At 34.9% G+C, this 16,411-nt stretch carries 15 protein-coding genes, 2 tRNA genes and 1 rRNA gene; 13 read left to right on the top strand and 5 right to left on the bottom strand.

Going from position 1 to position 16,411, the window contains the following annotated elements:
- Positions 1 to 14 precede the first annotated feature (14 nt).
- The 4 genes from EM308_RS01690 to EM308_RS01675 form a co-directional block, all read right to left on the bottom strand.
- Positions 15 to 659 carry a flavin reductase family protein gene (locus EM308_RS01690; protein ID WP_035636985.1) on the bottom strand — a complete coding sequence of 215 codons (645 nt, stop codon included), beginning with the start codon at positions 657 to 659 and terminating at the stop codon, positions 15 to 17.
- A gap of 52 nt (positions 660 to 711) precedes the next feature.
- Positions 712 to 1,158 (bottom strand): YybH family protein, encoded by a 447-nt coding sequence (locus EM308_RS01685; protein ID WP_035636987.1) that lies wholly within the window; start codon positions 1,156 to 1,158, stop codon positions 712 to 714.
- A 6-nt stretch (positions 1,159 to 1,164) separates the two neighbouring features.
- On the bottom strand, positions 1,165 to 1,533 hold the full coding sequence (locus EM308_RS01680; protein ID WP_035636990.1) for a DMT family protein: 369 nt from the start codon (positions 1,531 to 1,533) through the stop codon (positions 1,165 to 1,167).
- Positions 1,534 to 1,610: 77 nt separating this feature from the next.
- Complete coding sequence (locus tag EM308_RS01675; RefSeq protein ID WP_035636994.1) at positions 1,611 to 3,119, bottom strand: helicase HerA-like domain-containing protein; 1,509 nt, start codon at positions 3,117 to 3,119, stop codon at positions 1,611 to 1,613.
- Between the two features lie 362 nt (positions 3,120 to 3,481).
- Here EM308_RS01675 and EM308_RS01670 point away from each other — a divergent pair, with 362 nt between their 5' ends.
- The 8 genes from EM308_RS01670 to EM308_RS01630 all read left to right on the top strand — a co-directional run bounded on the left by EM308_RS01670 (position 3,482) and on the right by EM308_RS01630 (position 10,843).
- The gene (locus EM308_RS01670; protein WP_035640854.1) at positions 3,482 to 4,306 is read left to right on the top strand and encodes a MotA/TolQ/ExbB proton channel family protein; all 825 of its coding nucleotides are present in this window, start codon (positions 3,482 to 3,484) and stop codon (positions 4,304 to 4,306) included.
- Between the two features lie 42 nt (positions 4,307 to 4,348).
- A complete protein-coding gene (locus tag EM308_RS01665) occupies positions 4,349 to 4,972 on the top strand; it encodes an ExbD/TolR family protein (RefSeq protein WP_035640857.1) in 624 nt (207 codons plus the stop codon).
- Between the two features lie 19 nt (positions 4,973 to 4,991).
- Positions 4,992 to 5,555 carry an ExbD/TolR family protein gene (locus tag EM308_RS01660; RefSeq protein WP_035640858.1) on the top strand — a complete coding sequence of 188 codons (564 nt, stop codon included), beginning with the start codon at positions 4,992 to 4,994 and terminating at the stop codon, positions 5,553 to 5,555.
- Positions 5,556 to 5,595: 40 nt separating this feature from the next.
- On the top strand, positions 5,596 to 6,402 hold the full coding sequence (locus EM308_RS01655; RefSeq protein ID WP_035640861.1) for an energy transducer TonB: 807 nt from the start codon (positions 5,596 to 5,598) through the stop codon (positions 6,400 to 6,402).
- A 232-nt stretch (positions 6,403 to 6,634) separates the two neighbouring features.
- Positions 6,635 to 7,558 carry a PstS family phosphate ABC transporter substrate-binding protein gene (locus tag EM308_RS01645; RefSeq protein WP_035640865.1) on the top strand — a complete coding sequence of 308 codons (924 nt, stop codon included), beginning with the start codon at positions 6,635 to 6,637 and terminating at the stop codon, positions 7,556 to 7,558.
- Between the two features lie 19 nt (positions 7,559 to 7,577).
- Positions 7,578 to 9,251 carry a tetratricopeptide repeat protein gene (locus tag EM308_RS01640; protein WP_035640868.1) on the top strand — a complete coding sequence of 558 codons (1,674 nt, stop codon included), beginning with the start codon at positions 7,578 to 7,580 and terminating at the stop codon, positions 9,249 to 9,251.
- 149 nt (positions 9,252 to 9,400) lie between these two features.
- Positions 9,401 to 10,033, top strand: a complete 633-nt coding sequence (locus EM308_RS01635; protein ID WP_035641397.1) for a 7-carboxy-7-deazaguanine synthase QueE — start codon at positions 9,401 to 9,403, stop codon at positions 10,031 to 10,033.
- Positions 10,034 to 10,444: 411 nt separating this feature from the next.
- Positions 10,445 to 10,843, top strand: a complete 399-nt coding sequence (locus EM308_RS01630; protein ID WP_051877908.1) for an energy transducer TonB — start codon at positions 10,445 to 10,447, stop codon at positions 10,841 to 10,843.
- Positions 10,844 to 10,931: 88 nt separating this feature from the next.
- On the opposite strand, the gene EM308_RS01625 is transcribed toward EM308_RS01630, so the two are convergent.
- Positions 10,932 to 11,639, bottom strand: coding sequence for a class I SAM-dependent methyltransferase (locus tag EM308_RS01625; protein WP_035640551.1), 708 nt, complete (start codon positions 11,637 to 11,639; stop codon positions 10,932 to 10,934).
- Positions 11,640 to 11,713: 74 nt separating this feature from the next.
- On the opposite strand from EM308_RS01625, the gene EM308_RS01620 reads away from it, so the two are divergent.
- From EM308_RS01620 to EM308_RS01600, 5 genes are all read left to right on the top strand, one after another.
- Positions 11,714 to 12,208, top strand: a complete 495-nt coding sequence (locus tag EM308_RS01620) for a YkgJ family cysteine cluster protein (RefSeq protein ID WP_035640558.1) — start codon at positions 11,714 to 11,716, stop codon at positions 12,206 to 12,208.
- A gap of 64 nt (positions 12,209 to 12,272) precedes the next feature.
- A complete protein-coding gene (locus EM308_RS01615; RefSeq protein ID WP_035640554.1) occupies positions 12,273 to 13,508 on the top strand; it encodes an ABC transporter permease in 1,236 nt (411 codons plus the stop codon).
- Between the two features lie 846 nt (positions 13,509 to 14,354).
- A 16S ribosomal RNA gene (locus EM308_RS01610) occupies positions 14,355 to 15,868 on the top strand.
- A 130-nt stretch (positions 15,869 to 15,998) separates the two neighbouring features.
- Positions 15,999 to 16,072: transfer RNA gene (locus EM308_RS01605), tRNA-Ile, on the top strand.
- Positions 16,073 to 16,210: 138 nt separating this feature from the next.
- Positions 16,211 to 16,284, top strand: a tRNA-Ala gene (locus EM308_RS01600).
- Positions 16,285 to 16,411: the final 127 nt, after the last annotated feature.

Here is a 16,411-nt window from a genome sequence, read left to right as displayed (position 1 = left end):
TAATAGAACTCAGGTTATTGGTCTTTTTTGTAAGGTTTTGTGAGGATGTCTTGCTGAGCTGGCTGAAAACGATCAATAAGTTTTGGTAAAAAGTAGCCGTCAATTCCGCTCAATGTAACAATATTTCCTTTGTCCAGTTGTAGCCAGCCATCTTTGTGTTTTAAATCTTCATCAAAAAAGATATGCTCAATTGACGCTATAATATGTATTGAATCATTTTCTTTGATGAGGTATTCGTTGACAAATTTACAATAGATCTGCACCGGACTTCCTTTTACAAAAGGAATATTGAAGCCTTCTTTGTATTCTTCCTCTAAATTTGTTTTGTCAAATTCAGAGGTTCCAGAATCATAGTTGGCGGAAGTATGATGTGCATCGGCAATCATGTCAATTGTAATGTGATTTATTGTAAAATAGCCAGTTTCCATTATGTTTATGTAAGTGTCTCTGGGAGCATTTGTTGGGCGAACAATAAATCCTATTAGAGAGGGGCTGTTGCCCAAGTGTGTAACGCTGCTGAATATGGCAACATTTGTCTGGCCATCAATTGATTTTGTAGCTATTAAATTGGCAGATTTATACCCTGTACATGAGTTAATTAGATTTAGTTTTTCAATCTTATCCATTAGTGTAATGGTTTCTTTTGAAATATTTTTCATGAGTTTTAAGTTTAACAGGCTTTGTTTTTAGTTTATGAAAAAAAAAGGGATTCTAGTCCCAAATGTATTTCCATGAACCATCTTTTTGTTTTTTCCAAACCGTATGGAAAACGCCTTTTGAGATTTGTTCGCTTCCTGAAGCGTCTTTAATAATCCAATTGTATTTGCCATAACTGGACGCCATATCTCCGCCATCAGAAACAGTTACAGACTCGGGTGACCAAGTTACCGTTGCGTTTTGGTATCTTGGGTTTGAATAATATTTTTTAATATTGTTTTTGCCAATAATTAATGTGTCGTTTTCTCTTTTGATAACAGCATTGGAATCGGCAAATTGATAAAACCCTTCTGCTAGTCCTTTTTGAGCAACTAATTTTTCAAACTCTTTTTCAGTTTTAACAATTTCCAACTTGACGTAAGTTAAATTTCTTGTTTCAGATTTTGGCGAACAGCTATTTAGAATAAATAGGACAACAAAGAGTTTGAGAAGGTTTTTCATCGAAAATTATTTTTTGAATATAAAATAAACTGCCAAAACCAAACATAAAAAACCAACAAAATGATTCCATCTGAAGGTTTCATTTTTGAAAAATAATAATGAAAACAGCACAAAGATGACCAACGTAATTACTTCTTGGATGACTTTTAACTGCATTAGTGAAAAAGGACCGCCATTTCCTTCGTAGCCTATTCTGTTTGCAGGGACCTGAAAACAATATTCAAATAAGGCAAGTCCCCAACTGATTAAGACGATGGTTATTAAACCTGCGTTTTCAAACCATTTTAATTCTTTGAATTTGAGATGGCCATACCATGCCAATGTCATAAAGATATTTGATAGGATTAATAATCCTATGGTAGCGTATGCTTTCATGTCTTTTTTAAACTAAAAAATAATAATTTTTAATGTTTGGATTTGTTGCTTCCTTATATACAGGAAGAGAGTCGTTATTACTTTTTAAACATTTTTGATAATATTCCAAATGCTCCTCTGATAAAAGTGGCACTGGTAACGACCTTCAAAACAGATTTGGTTACTATGCTTGCAGTACTAGGTTCGTTGCTTGCTTTTCTTTCCTCCTCAGGAGCAACAGCATTTTCTTGAGCCGATTCAATTTTTTTGGTGAGCATTTCATAAGCGCTTTCTCGATCAAGGACTTCACTGTATTTTTTTACCAATTTGGAATTAGCATTAATTTCTTGAATTTCAGTATCGCTTAAAATATCCATTCGACTCATTGGAGCACGCATCATTGTGGCTACAAGAGGCGTTGGGATTCCTTTTTCATTTAAAGCAGTCACAAAAGCTTCGCCAATTCCTAAGCTTGTTAATACTTCGTCAGTTTTGTAATATTCGGTAGTTGGATAATTGTCTGCAGATTGTTTGATGGCTTGTCTATCATTGGCGGTAAAAGCTCTCAATGCGTGTTGGATTTTTAATCCTAGTTGTGCCAGGACGCCACTAGGAACATCCATAGGATTTTGGGTGATAAAATACACACCGATTCCTTTGGAACGAATTAATTTTACGATGGTTTCTATTTGTTCCAATAGGACTTTGCTAGCTTCATTAAAAATCAAATGAGCTTCGTCAATAAAAATGACTAATTCAGGTTGGTCGACATCACCTTTTTCAGGCATTTGATGATAAATTTCGGCAAGTAAACTCAACATGAAAGTAGAGAATAATTTGGGTTTGTCTTGAATGTCTGTTAATCGTATAATATTAATGTAGCCTTTCCCGTTTTCGTCAAGGCGAAACAAGTCGTCTATTTCAAAGGAAAGTTCTCCAAAAAACAAATCTCCTCCTTGTTGTTCCAGTTCTATTATTTTTCTTAAGATAGTGCCTGTTGTCGAGGTTGAAATTTTGCCGTAACTCTCTTCAACTTCATCTTTTCCTTCATCGGTAATATAATTGATGACTTTTTTGAAGTCTTTTAAATCCAATAAAGGCATTTTGTTGTCATCACAATATTTGAATATTATGGAAACAACACCTGCTTGTGTATCGTTTAAATCCAAAATCCTGGAGAAAAGTACAGGTCCAAATTCCGAAATAGTAGAGCGAAGACGAACCCCATTTTGTTGTGAAAGCGTAAGTAATTCTACAGGAAACGCAGATACAGAATAAGGAATATTTAATTTAGCATGACGTTGTTTTATAAAATCTTTTTCTTCGCCTTCTTTAGCTATTCCGCTAAAATCACCTTTTATATCCATCATTAGTACTGGGATGCCAAATGTGGACAATTGTTCCGAAAGAACTTGGATTGTTTTTGTTTTTCCTGTTCCTGTAGCGCCGGCAATTAGTCCGTGTCTATTTAATGTTTTTAGTGGAATTTTGACGAAAGTATTGGGTAATGTCTCGCTGTCAAGAATGGCTCCGCCTAGTGTTATACTCTCACCTTGTGACAGATAGCTATCGTTTATTAGTTGGATAAAGTTTTCTTTTTTACTCATTTCTTGAGGAATATTAAAGTATGTAGCTAAGGTATTGATTTTTTTTGAATGATTCTGAAAGTTTTTTCTTTAAAAAAAGATCATAAATAATGCTAGATTCTTATTTTTATTGCCTTTTGGGAATAATTATTTTTTTGAATTATAATTTTAAGAATAGCTTAAAACACTTTTTTTTAAATTAATTATAGTGATTCATTGAGTAAAATTTTCAATTATTCTTAAAAAACAATGTACTTATATTTTGTTAACAAAATAAATTGTGAGATTACTAAAAAAAAAGTTTTTTTATTTCAACTAAAAAATTAAATTTGCTCCTATACAAGTTTATTAAAACTAAAATAAATATTTAAAATTTAAAAAAAATGGCAAACGTTAAAGTTAAAAAAGAAAGCACTTCGAATGGAGGAGGAATGGTTTCAGGAATTATTATTGCATTATGCATTTTTGTAGGTTGGTTGATTTGGTCTCAGGTGATGGGAGATCCTTCGAATTTTGAAGGTGGAGATACTGAAAAGGGACATCCATTAAATACGTTAGGACAAGTTTACAAAGGAGGATTTATAGTACCAGTGTTATTAGGTATGTTATTAATGGTTATTGTGTTTTCTCTTGAAAGATTTTTCGTTATCGCAAAAGCTGCTGGAAAAGGGAATTTGGATAAATTTATGAAAGCAGTTCAAACAAGTATCAAATCTGGTGATATTGATGGTGCGATTGCTTCATGTGACAAACAACAAGGTTCTGTTGCAAATGCTATTAAATCAGCATTAGTTAAATATCAAGATGTTAAAAAAGAAGGATTCAACAGTGAAGAGGCTTCAGAAGTAATTCATAAAGAAATTGAAGAGGTTACTTCTCTTGAAATGCCAATGTTAGAGAAAAACATGACTATCATTTCTTCTTTGGTATCTTTGGGAACACTTGGAGGATTATTAGGAACTGTATCGGGGATGATTAAAGCGTTTGGTGCTTTGGCAACTGCAGGTACGCCAGACCAAGCTGCTCTTGCGGTTGGTATCTCTGAGGCTTTGATTAACACGGCTACAGGTATCTCTACATCTATTACTGCAATTGTTGCTTACAATTTCTTTACTTCAAAAATTGATGATTTAACTTACTCTATTGACGAAGCAGGTACTACAATTGTAAACACTTACAGACACTTCAGAGGAAGTTTAAGACAATAATTAATTTTTGATAAATTTTTATCAAAATAATAGACATAAATAATGGCTAAAATAAAAATGAAAAAAAAGTCCACGTCGACCGATATGACGGCGATGTGTGATGTTGCGTTTCTTTTGCTTACGTTCTTTATTTTGACTGCCACTGCTAAAGTTCCTGAAGTATTACCTGTTGATACACCACAATCTACTGTGCAAACAAAATTGCCAGCTGAGAATTTGTCAACTTTGACAATTGGTAAAGTGGACGGAAAAAATGCTGTATTCTTTGACTTGCAAGATAGAGAAGTTCGTAAAAGAACTCTTGAATTGATGGGTGAAAAATACGGTGTTCAATTTTCAGATGATGATAAAGAAAAATTTGCATTAATGGAAAGTTTTGGGGTGCCAATTCAAAGTTTAAAGCAAATTATCGATATGAAATCGGCAGACAGAAACAAAGCAGGACAGCCTGGAATACCTCAAGATTCGTTGGATAATCAATTGAAAGACTGGGTTTTAAATGCTCGCAGAGCAACTAGAGATATTAATGACAAAGATTTGCAATTTGCAATAAAAGGAGATTCGAAAGAACAATATCCAGCGATTAAAAAAGTAATGGATATGCTACAGGATCAGAAAGTTAATAATTTTAGCTTGGTAACTGGTTTAAGAGGTAAGAATTTTTAATTAAAAAAGAGACACTAAAATGGCTGAATTAAATACCGGCGACGGTGGTGGAGGCAAAGGTGGCAAGGTAAGAAGTAAAAAGCAAAACTCAAAGGTAGATTTAACTGCCATGGTGGATTTGGCTTTCTTATTGATCACGTTCTTTATGCTTACTACTACCTTGTCTAAACCTCAATCCATGGATTTAACATTACCGGATAAAGAGGACGATAATAAAGATAATAAAGATGTAAAAGTTGATGAGAATCGTACCATGACTATTTTACTTGGCGAAAATGGTAAATTGGTAAGATATGTAGGGGTTCTTGGTCCTACTGTGATTGAAGCACCTAAAGATTTTACATACGGGAAAGATGGTATCCGTAAGGAGTTGATTGCTAGAAAAGAAAAAGTGAAACAATATTCTATATCTCAAGGCAAGCCTAAAAACGGAATGATTGTAATCATTAAACCAAGCAACAAATCAACTTATCGTAATTTAGTTGATGTTTTGGATGAAATGGCTATCGTTGGAGTAGATACTTATGCTATCGTAAATGATTTTCTTCCTGAAGAGAAAGTATTGTTAGAAGCAAAAAAATAGAGTTGTCTATTTTTTTCTAATAACCTAATAATTATAAAAAATGAAATTAGATTTAATAAAAAATCAATGGATAGAGATCGTTTTTGAAGGGCGTAATAAACTCTACGGAGCGTATGAGCTTAGAAAATCGAATCGTAAGACTTCTGTGAGGGCTCTTATCATTGGTAGTATTGCTTTTAGTCTTGCAGTCAGTGCTCCGCTTATTGCGAGTTACTTGCCAAAAGGAGGTGAGGATGATGCTGCTTTAGACAAAAAGATTGTTACTGTGAAGTTGCCACCTAAGAAGAAAGTGGAAGAGATTAAAAATCTGCCACCACCACCACCACCTCCACCAAGAGTGGATCAGGTTAAATTTGTGAAACCTGTAGTTGCAAAGGCAGATGAAGTTACTGAGGAGCCTCCAAAAATCGAAGATATCAAAGACAAAAAAATTGGTTCTGAGAATATTAAGGGAGATCCAAATGCTAAAATCACTATTGATGAGCCTGTAGGTAATGGGCCTGTTGTTCAGGAAGTTATCGAGGAAGATACTAGTGTTCACTCTTTGGCAGGTATTGAGCAAAAACCGGAGTTTCCAGGTGGTATTGAGAAATTTTATGCTTTTGTAGGTAAAAATTATCAAGCTCCAGAGGAAGAAGGTCTGAAAGGTAAGGTTTATGTAACTTTCGTTGTTGAGAAAGATGGTTCGTTAACAGATATCAAAGTTGTAAGAGATATAGGTTACGGTACTGGAAAAGAAGCTATCAGAGTTTTGAATAAATGTCCAAAATGGATCCCAGGTGAGCAAAATGGTAAAAAAGTGAGAGTATTGTATTCTCTACCAATTACTATTCAATCTGCAGAATAATGTTAAATAATTTATTTAACAATTTGAAGAAGAAATCGCTTATTGAGCGATTTCTTCTTGTTATAACGGTTTTGGTTTTTTGTGCTTATTTCTTTTTGGGTGTAATGGTTATTTTTTGGAAAAAATTTCCTTTCCAAATGGAAATGAAATATAGAATTGCGCTTGGAATTATTTTAATTGCATATTCGATTATTCGTTTCTTTCGGGTTTATAACGCTAATAAGGATTAAATATGTCTGGATATAAAAACTTTTTGATTTTGATGTCGGTTGTTTTCATTTTTTTTAGCTGTAAAAAAAATGAAAATGAAGTTGCAGGCGTTGAAACAATTTTAAAAGGTAAAGCAACTATTTATGTTGATGAGACTGTATTGCCTATAGTTGAAGACGAAGTAATGGTTTTTGAAAGTAAATATGATGCGGAATTTTCATTAGTTTCAAAATCTGAAGCCGAAGTTTTGAACTCTTTGTATAACGAAAAAGCTAAAATTGCAGTTTTGGCTAGGGATTTAACAAAAAAAGAGTTAAAATTGTTTGAACAAAAAAAGATAGTTCCTAAAATAACTAAATTTGCTATAGATGGAATTGCTTTTGTTTCCAATAAATCAAATAATGATACTTTAATTGCGTTAAAAGATGTAATTGGTTTCATGAAAGGCGAAAGAAATTCGAAAATTAAAGGACTTGTGTTCGATAACCCTAATTCAAGTACTGTCAGTTATATGAATAATTTAGCCGGATTAGATGCATTGTCGGATAAGGATATATATAGCTTGAAAACTAATAATGAAGTTTTGAAGTTTGTTTCTGAAAACGATGGAATGATTGGTGTTGTTGGAGTGAATTGGTTGTCACAGCCTGAACCGTCAATGGAGTCTGTTATAAGCAAAATAAATGTACTAAGTGTTCAAGGTCTTAATAAACCTGGGTATTATTCACCGTCGCAAAATGATTTTGCTGAAGGTACTTATCCTTTGCTAAGAGATTTGTATATTGTGAACTGTCAAGGGACTTCTGGTTTGGGAATGGGGATTGCTTCTTTTGCTGCTGGAGATATCGGACAAAGGATAGTTTTAAAATCGGGATTGCTTCCGAATAAAGTGCCTTCAAGGAGATTAAATATAATTAGTGGTAAGTCGAATAAAGAAAAAGAATAAATAAATTAATTTTAAAAAAATGAACAAAGTTAAAGTTTTAAGTATTGCTTTATTGGCTGTTGTTTCAGCTAGCCAGGCGCAAGATCTTAATCAAGCAAAAAAAGCTATTGATGGCGAGCAATTTGAAAGCGCAAAAAAAATTTTAAAATCCATAATAAATGCAAAGCCAACAAATGGTACAGCTGATTTTTATTTAGGAAATGTTTATTTATTGCAGAATAATAGTGATTCTGCTAAAGTTTTTTACCAAAAAGGACTTGCTGGTAGCGAGGGGGCAAGACTGAATAACATTGGTTTAGGGTTAATTGATCTAGACAATGGGAATACTACTGGTGCCGAAGAAAAATTTGCTTTAGCAACAAAAGATTTAAAAAAGAAAGATATTGAAGAGTTAATCTATATTGGTCGTGCTTACACTATTTCGACTAAGCCAGATTATAAAAAAGCACTTGAATATTTGAATAAAGCAAAATTAGTTAATCCAGAAGATGCGCAATTAAACCTAGCTTTTGGTAACGCATATTTTGGAGATAAAAATCAAAACGAGGCCTACTCTGCTTATCGTAAGGCTTATAATACTGATAATACTTTGATTAGAGCAAAAATGCAACTTGGTGTTTTACTTAAAGGGGCAAAAGCATATACTGAAGCAATAAAAGCTTTTGATGAAGTTATTGCCATCAATGGAACTTACGGTCCTGTTTACCGTGAATTGGCAGAAACTTATTATTTGTGGGGAAGAAATGAACCTTCAAAATATAGAATTTATGTAGAAAAGGCTCTTACAAATTATGAGAAATATTTGTCATTGACAGATTACTCTATTAGTTCCAGAATGCGTCATGCAGACTTTTTGGTGTTAGCAGGAGAGTACAAAGCTCTAGAAGTTGAAGCTAATAAAATGGTTGAGTTAGATAAAGTGAATCCTAGAATTATGCGTTATTTAGGATATTCTGCTTACCAAAATGGTAATTATGATGTTGCTATTAAATCGTTGGAAAATTTCGTTTCTGTGCCTACAAATAAAGTGATTGGGTTAGATTATCAAACACTTGGTTTTGCTAAAATCAAAAAAGCCGTAAGTGAAGATGGTAAAACTATTGATAATGCATTATTTGACAGTGCAGTTTTAGATATAAAAAAATCTGCTGAGATGGATGCTAATGGATTGGCAATTAATATTAGTGAGGTTGGAAAGAAATTATATGAGCAGAAAGCATACAAACAAGCGGCTGCAATATATGAAATTGCAGTAGCCAATAAAGAGTCTAAAAATTATGTTTTAGACAATTTCTACTTAGGAAATTGTATCTACTTTGACAATACCAGAAAAGATGTTGTTAAGCCAGATGTAGTTGCTTTACAGAAAGCTGATTTGGCTTACGGAGCAGTAATTGAAGCTTCACCAAAAACTCAAGATGCTTATTTGTACAGAGCAAGAACAAATAGTTTGATGGAAAATGACGCTATGACTATTAAGTACTATGATGATTTTGTGAGAGTTGTTACAGAAAAAGGTCCTGAGGAATTAGCAAAACCAGCAACTGTTAAAAAGATGGTTGAAAGTTATAATACTTCGGCTGCTAGTTACGCCAACAGCGACAAAGCAAAAGCTATTGAATATTTCAATAAAACTTTAGCTATTGATCCAACAAATGAGTATGCTTTAAATTCAATCAAAGCGTTGAAATAAAAGATATTAATCAATAATTTGAAGAAGGTAATCAGAAATGATTACCTTTTTTTGTATTTCGTATTCATTAAGCTAAAAATAAATTGGACTGTTGTCTGCATTCTTGACTTCTCTTTTATTTGCGTACCTTTGTGGCTTAATTTTATATAATGTTATCTAAAGAAATTCAATTAGAAGTCAATAAAGGAATCATGCTTCCACTTATGGAAGAATTTTATACAATTCAGGGTGAAGGATTTCATACGGGTACAGCCGCTTATTTTATCAGAGTTGGAGGTTGTGATGTTGGTTGTCATTGGTGTGATGTCAAAGAGAGTTGGAATGCAGAGTCGCATCCGCCTACCAATATTGATTTAATTGTTGATAATGCTACTAAGTACGCAAACACAATTGTTGTTACAGGAGGCGAGCCTTTGATGTGGGATATGGGGCCTTTGACCCAAAAATTAAAGCAAAATAATTTAAAAGTACATATAGAAACTTCCGGAGCTTATCCGTTAAGTGGAACGTGGGATTGGATTTGTCTTTCTCCTAAAAAAAATAAATTGCCTACTCAAACTGCTTATGATAATGCAGATGAACTTAAGGTTATTATTTACAACAAGCATGATTTTATATTTGCAGAAGAGCAAGCTGAAAAAGTAAACTCTAAAGCAATTCTTTTTCTTCAACCTGAGTGGAGTAAAAAAGAAGAAATGACTCCTTTAATTGTCGATTATGTTATGAATAACCCAAAATGGCGTGTGTCACTTCAAACTCATAAGTATCTGAATATTCCATAAGTAATTGTAAATATTTTTCAAGTTGAGTGATTATTATAATTGTAGCCAGATAACTTTTCTAAGTTGTTCTGGCTGTTTTTTTTGTGTTTTTGTCTTGTTTGTTGAATGATGTACAATGCATAATTTTGATTTTCAGCCTTTTTAATTTTTTTGACGTAAAAAAAAACTTATTTCTTTTTTTTGACTTTTTATTGTTTTTTAGGTATTTTCTTTCTGATTATTAGCTTTGATTTTTTAGTTAATTTTGTAACAATTTGCGTTTCAATTAATTGTATTTTTATTCGTAAGTGTGTTAATATTGCTGACAGATTTTAATGTATTTAGCTTTTATACTTCTGTTTTTTTATATATTTACAAAATAACCTACCGTATTTTGTTTTTTAGATTATTAAATAATTAAAAAAATAGCTTATGAATAAAAATTTACTTTTATTATTTGTTTTGTTTGTTGTTAATTTTGCCTCTGCTCAGGCTACGGCAACAATGGTTGATGATGCCCCTTATAATTATCAAGATGTTGAAGTTCGTCCAGAATTCCCAGGTGGGTATACTCAATTAATGGCTTTTATTGGTAAAAATTTTAAACTTGCCGATTATGAAGGTTTCGGAGGAATCATTAAAGTGGCCTTCGTTATTGAAATTGATGGTTCAATTACTAATGTCAAAGTGGTAAAAGATCTTGGTGATGGAACTGGAACTGAAGCAAAAAGAGTTGTTTCGATGTTTCCAAAGTGGTCTTCGGGAGAATTTGGTGGTAAAAAAGTCAGGGTTCTGTATGAATTACCAATAAAAGTTGCCAGCCAAGGTTAGTTGGGTAACTAGCTTACGAATACTAAAGCCAGATGTTGGTAGACATTTGGCTTTTTTTTTAGAAAAAGATTGTAGCTTTTAAATTTTTTTAAACAGAAAGCTTTGCTAAATAATCATAATGTTCACCCTCAAGGATTAGTTCGCATTGAAGTCCATTGGCATGAGCTGCATTTTGTAAGGTGTTGTAATCCAAAAATAACCAATCAAAGGGAACTTCTTTTTCTCCTTTATAGGTAATGTTAAAAATGGTTTCTCCGTAATAGTCATTATCCGATGGAATCCATTTGCCTCCGTCTTCATCTTCGTCAAACATATATATAATATCCGAAGAATCAATCAGAATTTGTCCATTTGGATTTAAAAGACTTCTTAGCTTTTGCAAAAAAGCGGATGTTTTTTTTAGTGTTCCAAATATTCCTGTGCCATTCATTAGAAGTAAAATGGTATCGAATTTTTCATTTTCCAACGTCATTATGTCTTGAACTCTTGCGTTTTTCAATCCGAGAAGTTTGCAGGCTTGAATTGCATTTTCCGAAATATCAATCGAAACAACTTCTAGATTTCTGTCGTTTTGCAAACTCAAACTATGGCTTCCTGCTCCACATCCTACGTCGAGAATTTTTCCTTTTGCCAGTTGTAATGCTTTCTGTTCAATTCCTGGCATTTCGTTGTAGTTTCTAAAAAGATAGGCAACACTCATTGCATCTTCTTCAGAAATACTCGTTTCGGTAATTAAGTCTTCCGGTTGGTTGTTGGTTTGGTAATCGAGTATGGCTTTTCCGAAAAGGTCTTTCATAAAAATAAGTTTCAAGTTTAAATTTCCCTGTTTAAAGTTTAGTACTTTTGTCAAATCACAAACACATTTCGGATTTGAAACCAGCTTTAAACGAATTAGGAAAACTTGCCAAAGATAAGCATATCGAAAACAAAAAGTATTTTGATAAATTAAAAAAGAAGACACCCAAGAATTTGGATTACATAATGCAAGACATTCATGATGCCGAATTCAAAAAAACTGATTGTTTACAATGTGCCAATTGTTGCAAAACCACAGGGCCATTATTCACTTTAGCGGATATTGAGCGTATTTCAAAATTTTTGAAACAAAAACCGCAACAATTTATCGATCAATATCTGCGCATCGATGAGGATAAAGATTATGTGTTGCAAAGTGTGCCGTGTACTTTTTTGGATAATGACAATACTTGTTTTATCTATGAGGTACGGCCAAAAGCCTGCCGGGAATTTCCTCATACAGACAGAAAGAAGTTCCAGCAAATTGCTGATTTAACCCTTAAGAATGTTGCAATTTGTCCAGCAGCCTTCAATATTGTTGAAGAAATGAAAAAGAGATTGCCGTTATAATAGATTGGCAAAATCTTAAATGAAACTTTATGTATATTTGTTGAGCTTCTCAAAATAAATTAATTTGAATTTAGAATACTTTATTGCCAAACGACTTATCACTGCCAAAGATTATAAGAGCAGCATATCGGCGCCTATTATAAATATTGCAATAGCTGCAATTGCAATTGGTATGATTATGATGATTGTATCTGTTGCTACCGGGATTGGCTTACAAAATAAAATAAGGGAAAAGATTGCTGCTTTCAATGGTCATATCATAATTTCAAATTACGACAACAACCAATCCGAAATCACATTATCGCCCATTTCAAAAAATCAAGATTTTTACCCAAATTTCAATTCTGTTCCGGGAATCGATCATATTCAGGCGATAGCCAGTAAAGCAGGAATAATAAGAACCGAAACAGCATTTGAAGGAATAATTTTCAAAGGAGTAGGAAAAGATTATCAATGGGGAAATATTAAAGAATATATTGTCTCTGGCAAATTGCCCGATTTCTCCAAGAACGTCACTCAAGAAGTTGTGATTTCTCAGTTCCTTGCAAACAGACTCAGTTTAAAGGTGGGTGATTCTTTTAATACTTTTTTTATAAAGGAAGAGCAAAATAAATTGCCAAATGTTCGCCGATTCAAAATAGTGGGGATTTTCAATTCGGGGTTTCAACAATTCGATGCTACTTATATAATAGGGGATATTCGTCACATACAGAAAATCAATAAATGGGCTCCAAGCCAAATTGGAGCTTTTGAGGTTTTTGTGAAAGATTTCAATACTATAAAAGAAGTCGGCGATCAAGTCTATAAAAAAACATCTTCAACCCTAGACAGTAAAACAATCATAGAAAAATACAGTTACATATTTGAGTGGTTGCAACTTTTTGATTTCAATATCATTGTGATATTAGTTGTGATGATACTCGTGGCGACTATAAATATGGTTGTTGCGTTGTTGGTTCTTATTTTGGAGCGAACTCAAATGATTGGAATACTAAAGTCATTGGGGGCTAATAATTGGTCAGTTAGAAAAATTTTCCTTTACAACGCTTTTTATCTTATAGTAAGAGGATTGTTTTGGGGGAATTTAATAGGAATCTCGTTGTTGTTAATACAGCAACATTTCGGAGTCATAAAGCTCAATCCCGAAAATTACTATGTTAATCAGGCTCCAGTATATCTTAATCTTGGATATATTTTGGCTCTTAATCTCCTTACGATTGTGATCTGTACATTAGTATTGCTAATCCCTTCGTATATAATCACAAAAATTTCTCCCGTAAAGGCGCTTCGTTTCGATTAAATTCATCCAAATAATTAGGAGCTATTTCCCGCTATCCGCTACAATCTTGTGTGTCTCGTCCGAAAAAGACGAGGCCCACAAGGATTTTCGCTTCTATCGGGGCTAGGGCATGGGTTTTCATAAGAGAGAAATCCAAAACGACACCATATTATATATAGGAAGGAATTATTTAAATGTGATATCTGTTCAATTCGTCATATTCCTAAAATAATTTAATTGGATAATCTGTGCGTAGAGACGCACTGCAGTGCGTCTCCTTATTGTGTGTTACCCTATCGCAAAAAAAGTTTTGCCTTTGCGTTTTCGCGTCTCTGCTAGAAAAAAGCCCTAATATTATATTCAAAAGGGAAAGCTAAAAACATCCAAAGCGAAGGAAAGGCATCTATAAACTCCTAAATACCGAATAATCCGAATGTGTAAATTTGGGCATATCAGTCAGTTAAAAAATAAATATAAAAAACTTCAAAAAAGCCATTGTCAAAACGAATAAACGCACTACTTTTGCACCCGCAACAGCACAAAAGTTCTTTTAAATATTGGCAAGCATTTGAATTAGAGGAGAAAATAAAATTTTCAAAAAAAGATTCAAAAAAGCTTGTGGGTAAAGAAAAAGCATTGTACTTTTGCACCCGCTTTGAGAGAGATTGAAAAGCGAAAAGTAGAGACAGCGATTTATCGCGTTTCGGGCAAAACAAAAGAAGAACACGTTCCTAGACATATTGAATTGACAGCCGTCTCGTTGCTTGCAACGAGACAAATAAAATAAGAGTAATAGAATCGGAAGATTTGAGAATAACCACTAGAATCGGAGTCGAAAATAAGACAAGCAGTAATGCTTAACAATATACGATGAAGAGTTTGATCCTGGCTCAGGATGAACGCTAGCGGCAGGCTTAACACATGCAAGTCGAGGGGTATAGTTTTTCGGAACTAGAGACCGGCGCACGGGTGCGTAACGCGTATGCAATCTACCTTTTACAGGGGGATAGCCCAGAGAAATTTGGATTAATACCCCATGGTATATGGACTTCGCATGAAGTTTATATTAAAGTTCCAACGGTAAAAGATGAGCATGCGTCCCATTAGCTAGATGGTAAGGTAACGGCTTACCATGGCGACGATGGGTAGGGGTCCTGAGAGGGAGATCCCCCACACTGGTACTGAGACACGGACCAGACTCCTACGGGAGGCAGCAGTGAGGAATATTGGTCAATGGGCGCAAGCCTGAACCAGCCATGCCGCGTGCAGGATGACGGTCCTATGGATTGTAAACTGCTTTTGTACGAGAAGAAACACTCCTTCGTGAAGGAGCTTGACGGTATCGTAAGAATAAGGATCGGCTAACTCCGTGCCAGCAGCCGCGGTAATACGGAGGATCCAAGCGTTATCCGGAATCATTGGGTTTAAAGGGTCCGTAGGCGGTTTAGTAAGTCAGTGGTGAAAGCCCATCGCTCAACGGTGGAACGGCCATTGATACTGCTGAACTTGAATTACTGGGAAGTAACTAGAATATGTAGTGTAGCGGTGAAATGCTTAGAGATTACATGGAATACCAATTGCGAAGGCAGGTTACTACCAGTGGATTGACGCTGATGGACGAAAGCGTGGGTAGCGAACAGGATTAGATACCCTGGTAGTCCACGCCGTAAACGATGGATACTAGCTGTTGGGAGCAATTTCAGTGGCTAAGCGAAAGTGATAAGTATCCCACCTGGGGAGTACGGGCGCAAGCCTGAAACTCAAAGGAATTGACGGGGGCCCGCACAAGCGGTGGAGCATGTGGTTTAATTCGATGATACGCGAGGAACCTTACCAAGGCTTAAATGTAGATTGACCGATTTGGAAACAGATCTTTCGCAAGACAATTTACAAGGTGCTGCATGGTTGTCGTCAGCTCGTGCCGTGAGGTGTCAGGTTAAGTCCTATAACGAGCGCAACCCCTGTTGTTAGTTGCCAGCGAGTCATGTCGGGAACTCTAACGAGACTGCCAGTGCAAACTGTGAGGAAGGTGGGGATGACGTCAAATCATCACGGCCCTTACGCCTTGGGCTACACACGTGCTACAATGGCCGGTACAGAGAGCAGCCACTTCGTGAGGAGGAGCGAATCTATAAAACCGGTCACAGTTCGGATCGGAGTCTGCAACTCGACTCCGTGAAGCTGGAATCGCTAGTAATCGGATATCAGCCATGATCCGGTGAATACGTTCCCGGGCCTTGTACACACCGCCCGTCAAGCCATGGAAGCTGGGGGTGCCTGAAGTCGGTGACCGCAAGGAGCTGCCTAGGGTAAAACTGGTAACTAGGGCTAAGTCGTAACAAGGTAGCCGTACCGGAAGGTGCGGCTGGAACACCTCCTTTCTAGAGCTTTAGTGTTAGCTGCAAGGCACGCTAAAGAGAGAAGACGAAGAGACAATTGGTTTCAAGACCGAAGATTATATTACTCTTGCTGTTAATTTAAAAAAAAGAATTAAAAATAAGTAAAAAACAGAGTCTCGTAGCTCAGCTGGTTAGAGTACTACACTGATAATGTAGGGGTCGGCAGTTCGAGTCTGCCCGGGACTACTTTTTTAGAGTTATAAGTTATGAATTATAAGTTATAAATTAAAAAAGACTGTAGAAAGCTTAAAAAAAGGAAATTCTAGAGTTGAGAGGTTGTGAATAATCATTCATAATTCATAATTCACAATTCATAATTAGATTGGGGGATTAGCTCAGCTGGCTAGAGCGCCTGCCTTGCACGCAGGAGGTCAACGGTTCGACTCCGTTATTCTCCACAGATAGTATCAAGATGATAGTATCAAGAATTAAGACAAAATCTTAATACTTAATACAAGAATCTTAATACATATTAAAGTTCATTGACATATTGAGATAAGAAATAATAAAAAGTAGAAAGAACAA

Origin of the sequence: Flavobacterium gilvum, assembly GCF_001761465.1 — a bacterium.
GTDB lineage: Bacteria > Bacteroidota > Bacteroidia > Flavobacteriales > Flavobacteriaceae > Flavobacterium > Flavobacterium gilvum.
The sequence above is the reverse complement of the archived record's forward strand: the minus strand, read 5'-3'. Positions and strand labels throughout refer to the sequence as shown.

Coding starts and splice junctions, on each gene's coding strand:
- EM308_RS01690 (WP_035636985.1), bottom strand. CDS start 659: ATGAAAAATATTTCAAAAGAAACCATTACACTAATGGATAAGATTGAA.
- EM308_RS01685 (WP_035636987.1), bottom strand. CDS start 1,158: ATGAAAAACCTTCTCAAACTCTTTGTTGTCCTATTTATTCTAAATAGC.
- EM308_RS01680 (WP_035636990.1), bottom strand. CDS start 1,533: ATGAAAGCATACGCTACCATAGGATTATTAATCCTATCAAATATCTTT.
- EM308_RS01675 (WP_035636994.1), bottom strand. CDS start 3,119: ATGAGTAAAAAAGAAAACTTTATCCAACTAATAAACGATAGCTATCTG.
- EM308_RS01670 (WP_035640854.1), top strand. CDS start 3,482: ATGGCAAACGTTAAAGTTAAAAAAGAAAGCACTTCGAATGGAGGAGGA.
- EM308_RS01665 (WP_035640857.1), top strand. CDS start 4,349: ATGGCTAAAATAAAAATGAAAAAAAAGTCCACGTCGACCGATATGACG.
- EM308_RS01660 (WP_035640858.1), top strand. CDS start 4,992: ATGGCTGAATTAAATACCGGCGACGGTGGTGGAGGCAAAGGTGGCAAG.
- EM308_RS01655 (WP_035640861.1), top strand. CDS start 5,596: ATGAAATTAGATTTAATAAAAAATCAATGGATAGAGATCGTTTTTGAA.
- EM308_RS01645 (WP_035640865.1), top strand. CDS start 6,635: ATGTCTGGATATAAAAACTTTTTGATTTTGATGTCGGTTGTTTTCATT.
- EM308_RS01640 (WP_035640868.1), top strand. CDS start 7,578: ATGAACAAAGTTAAAGTTTTAAGTATTGCTTTATTGGCTGTTGTTTCA.
- EM308_RS01635 (WP_035641397.1), top strand. CDS start 9,401: ATGTTATCTAAAGAAATTCAATTAGAAGTCAATAAAGGAATCATGCTT.
- EM308_RS01630 (WP_051877908.1), top strand. CDS start 10,445: ATGAATAAAAATTTACTTTTATTATTTGTTTTGTTTGTTGTTAATTTT.
- EM308_RS01625 (WP_035640551.1), bottom strand. CDS start 11,639: ATGAAAGACCTTTTCGGAAAAGCCATACTCGATTACCAAACCAACAAC.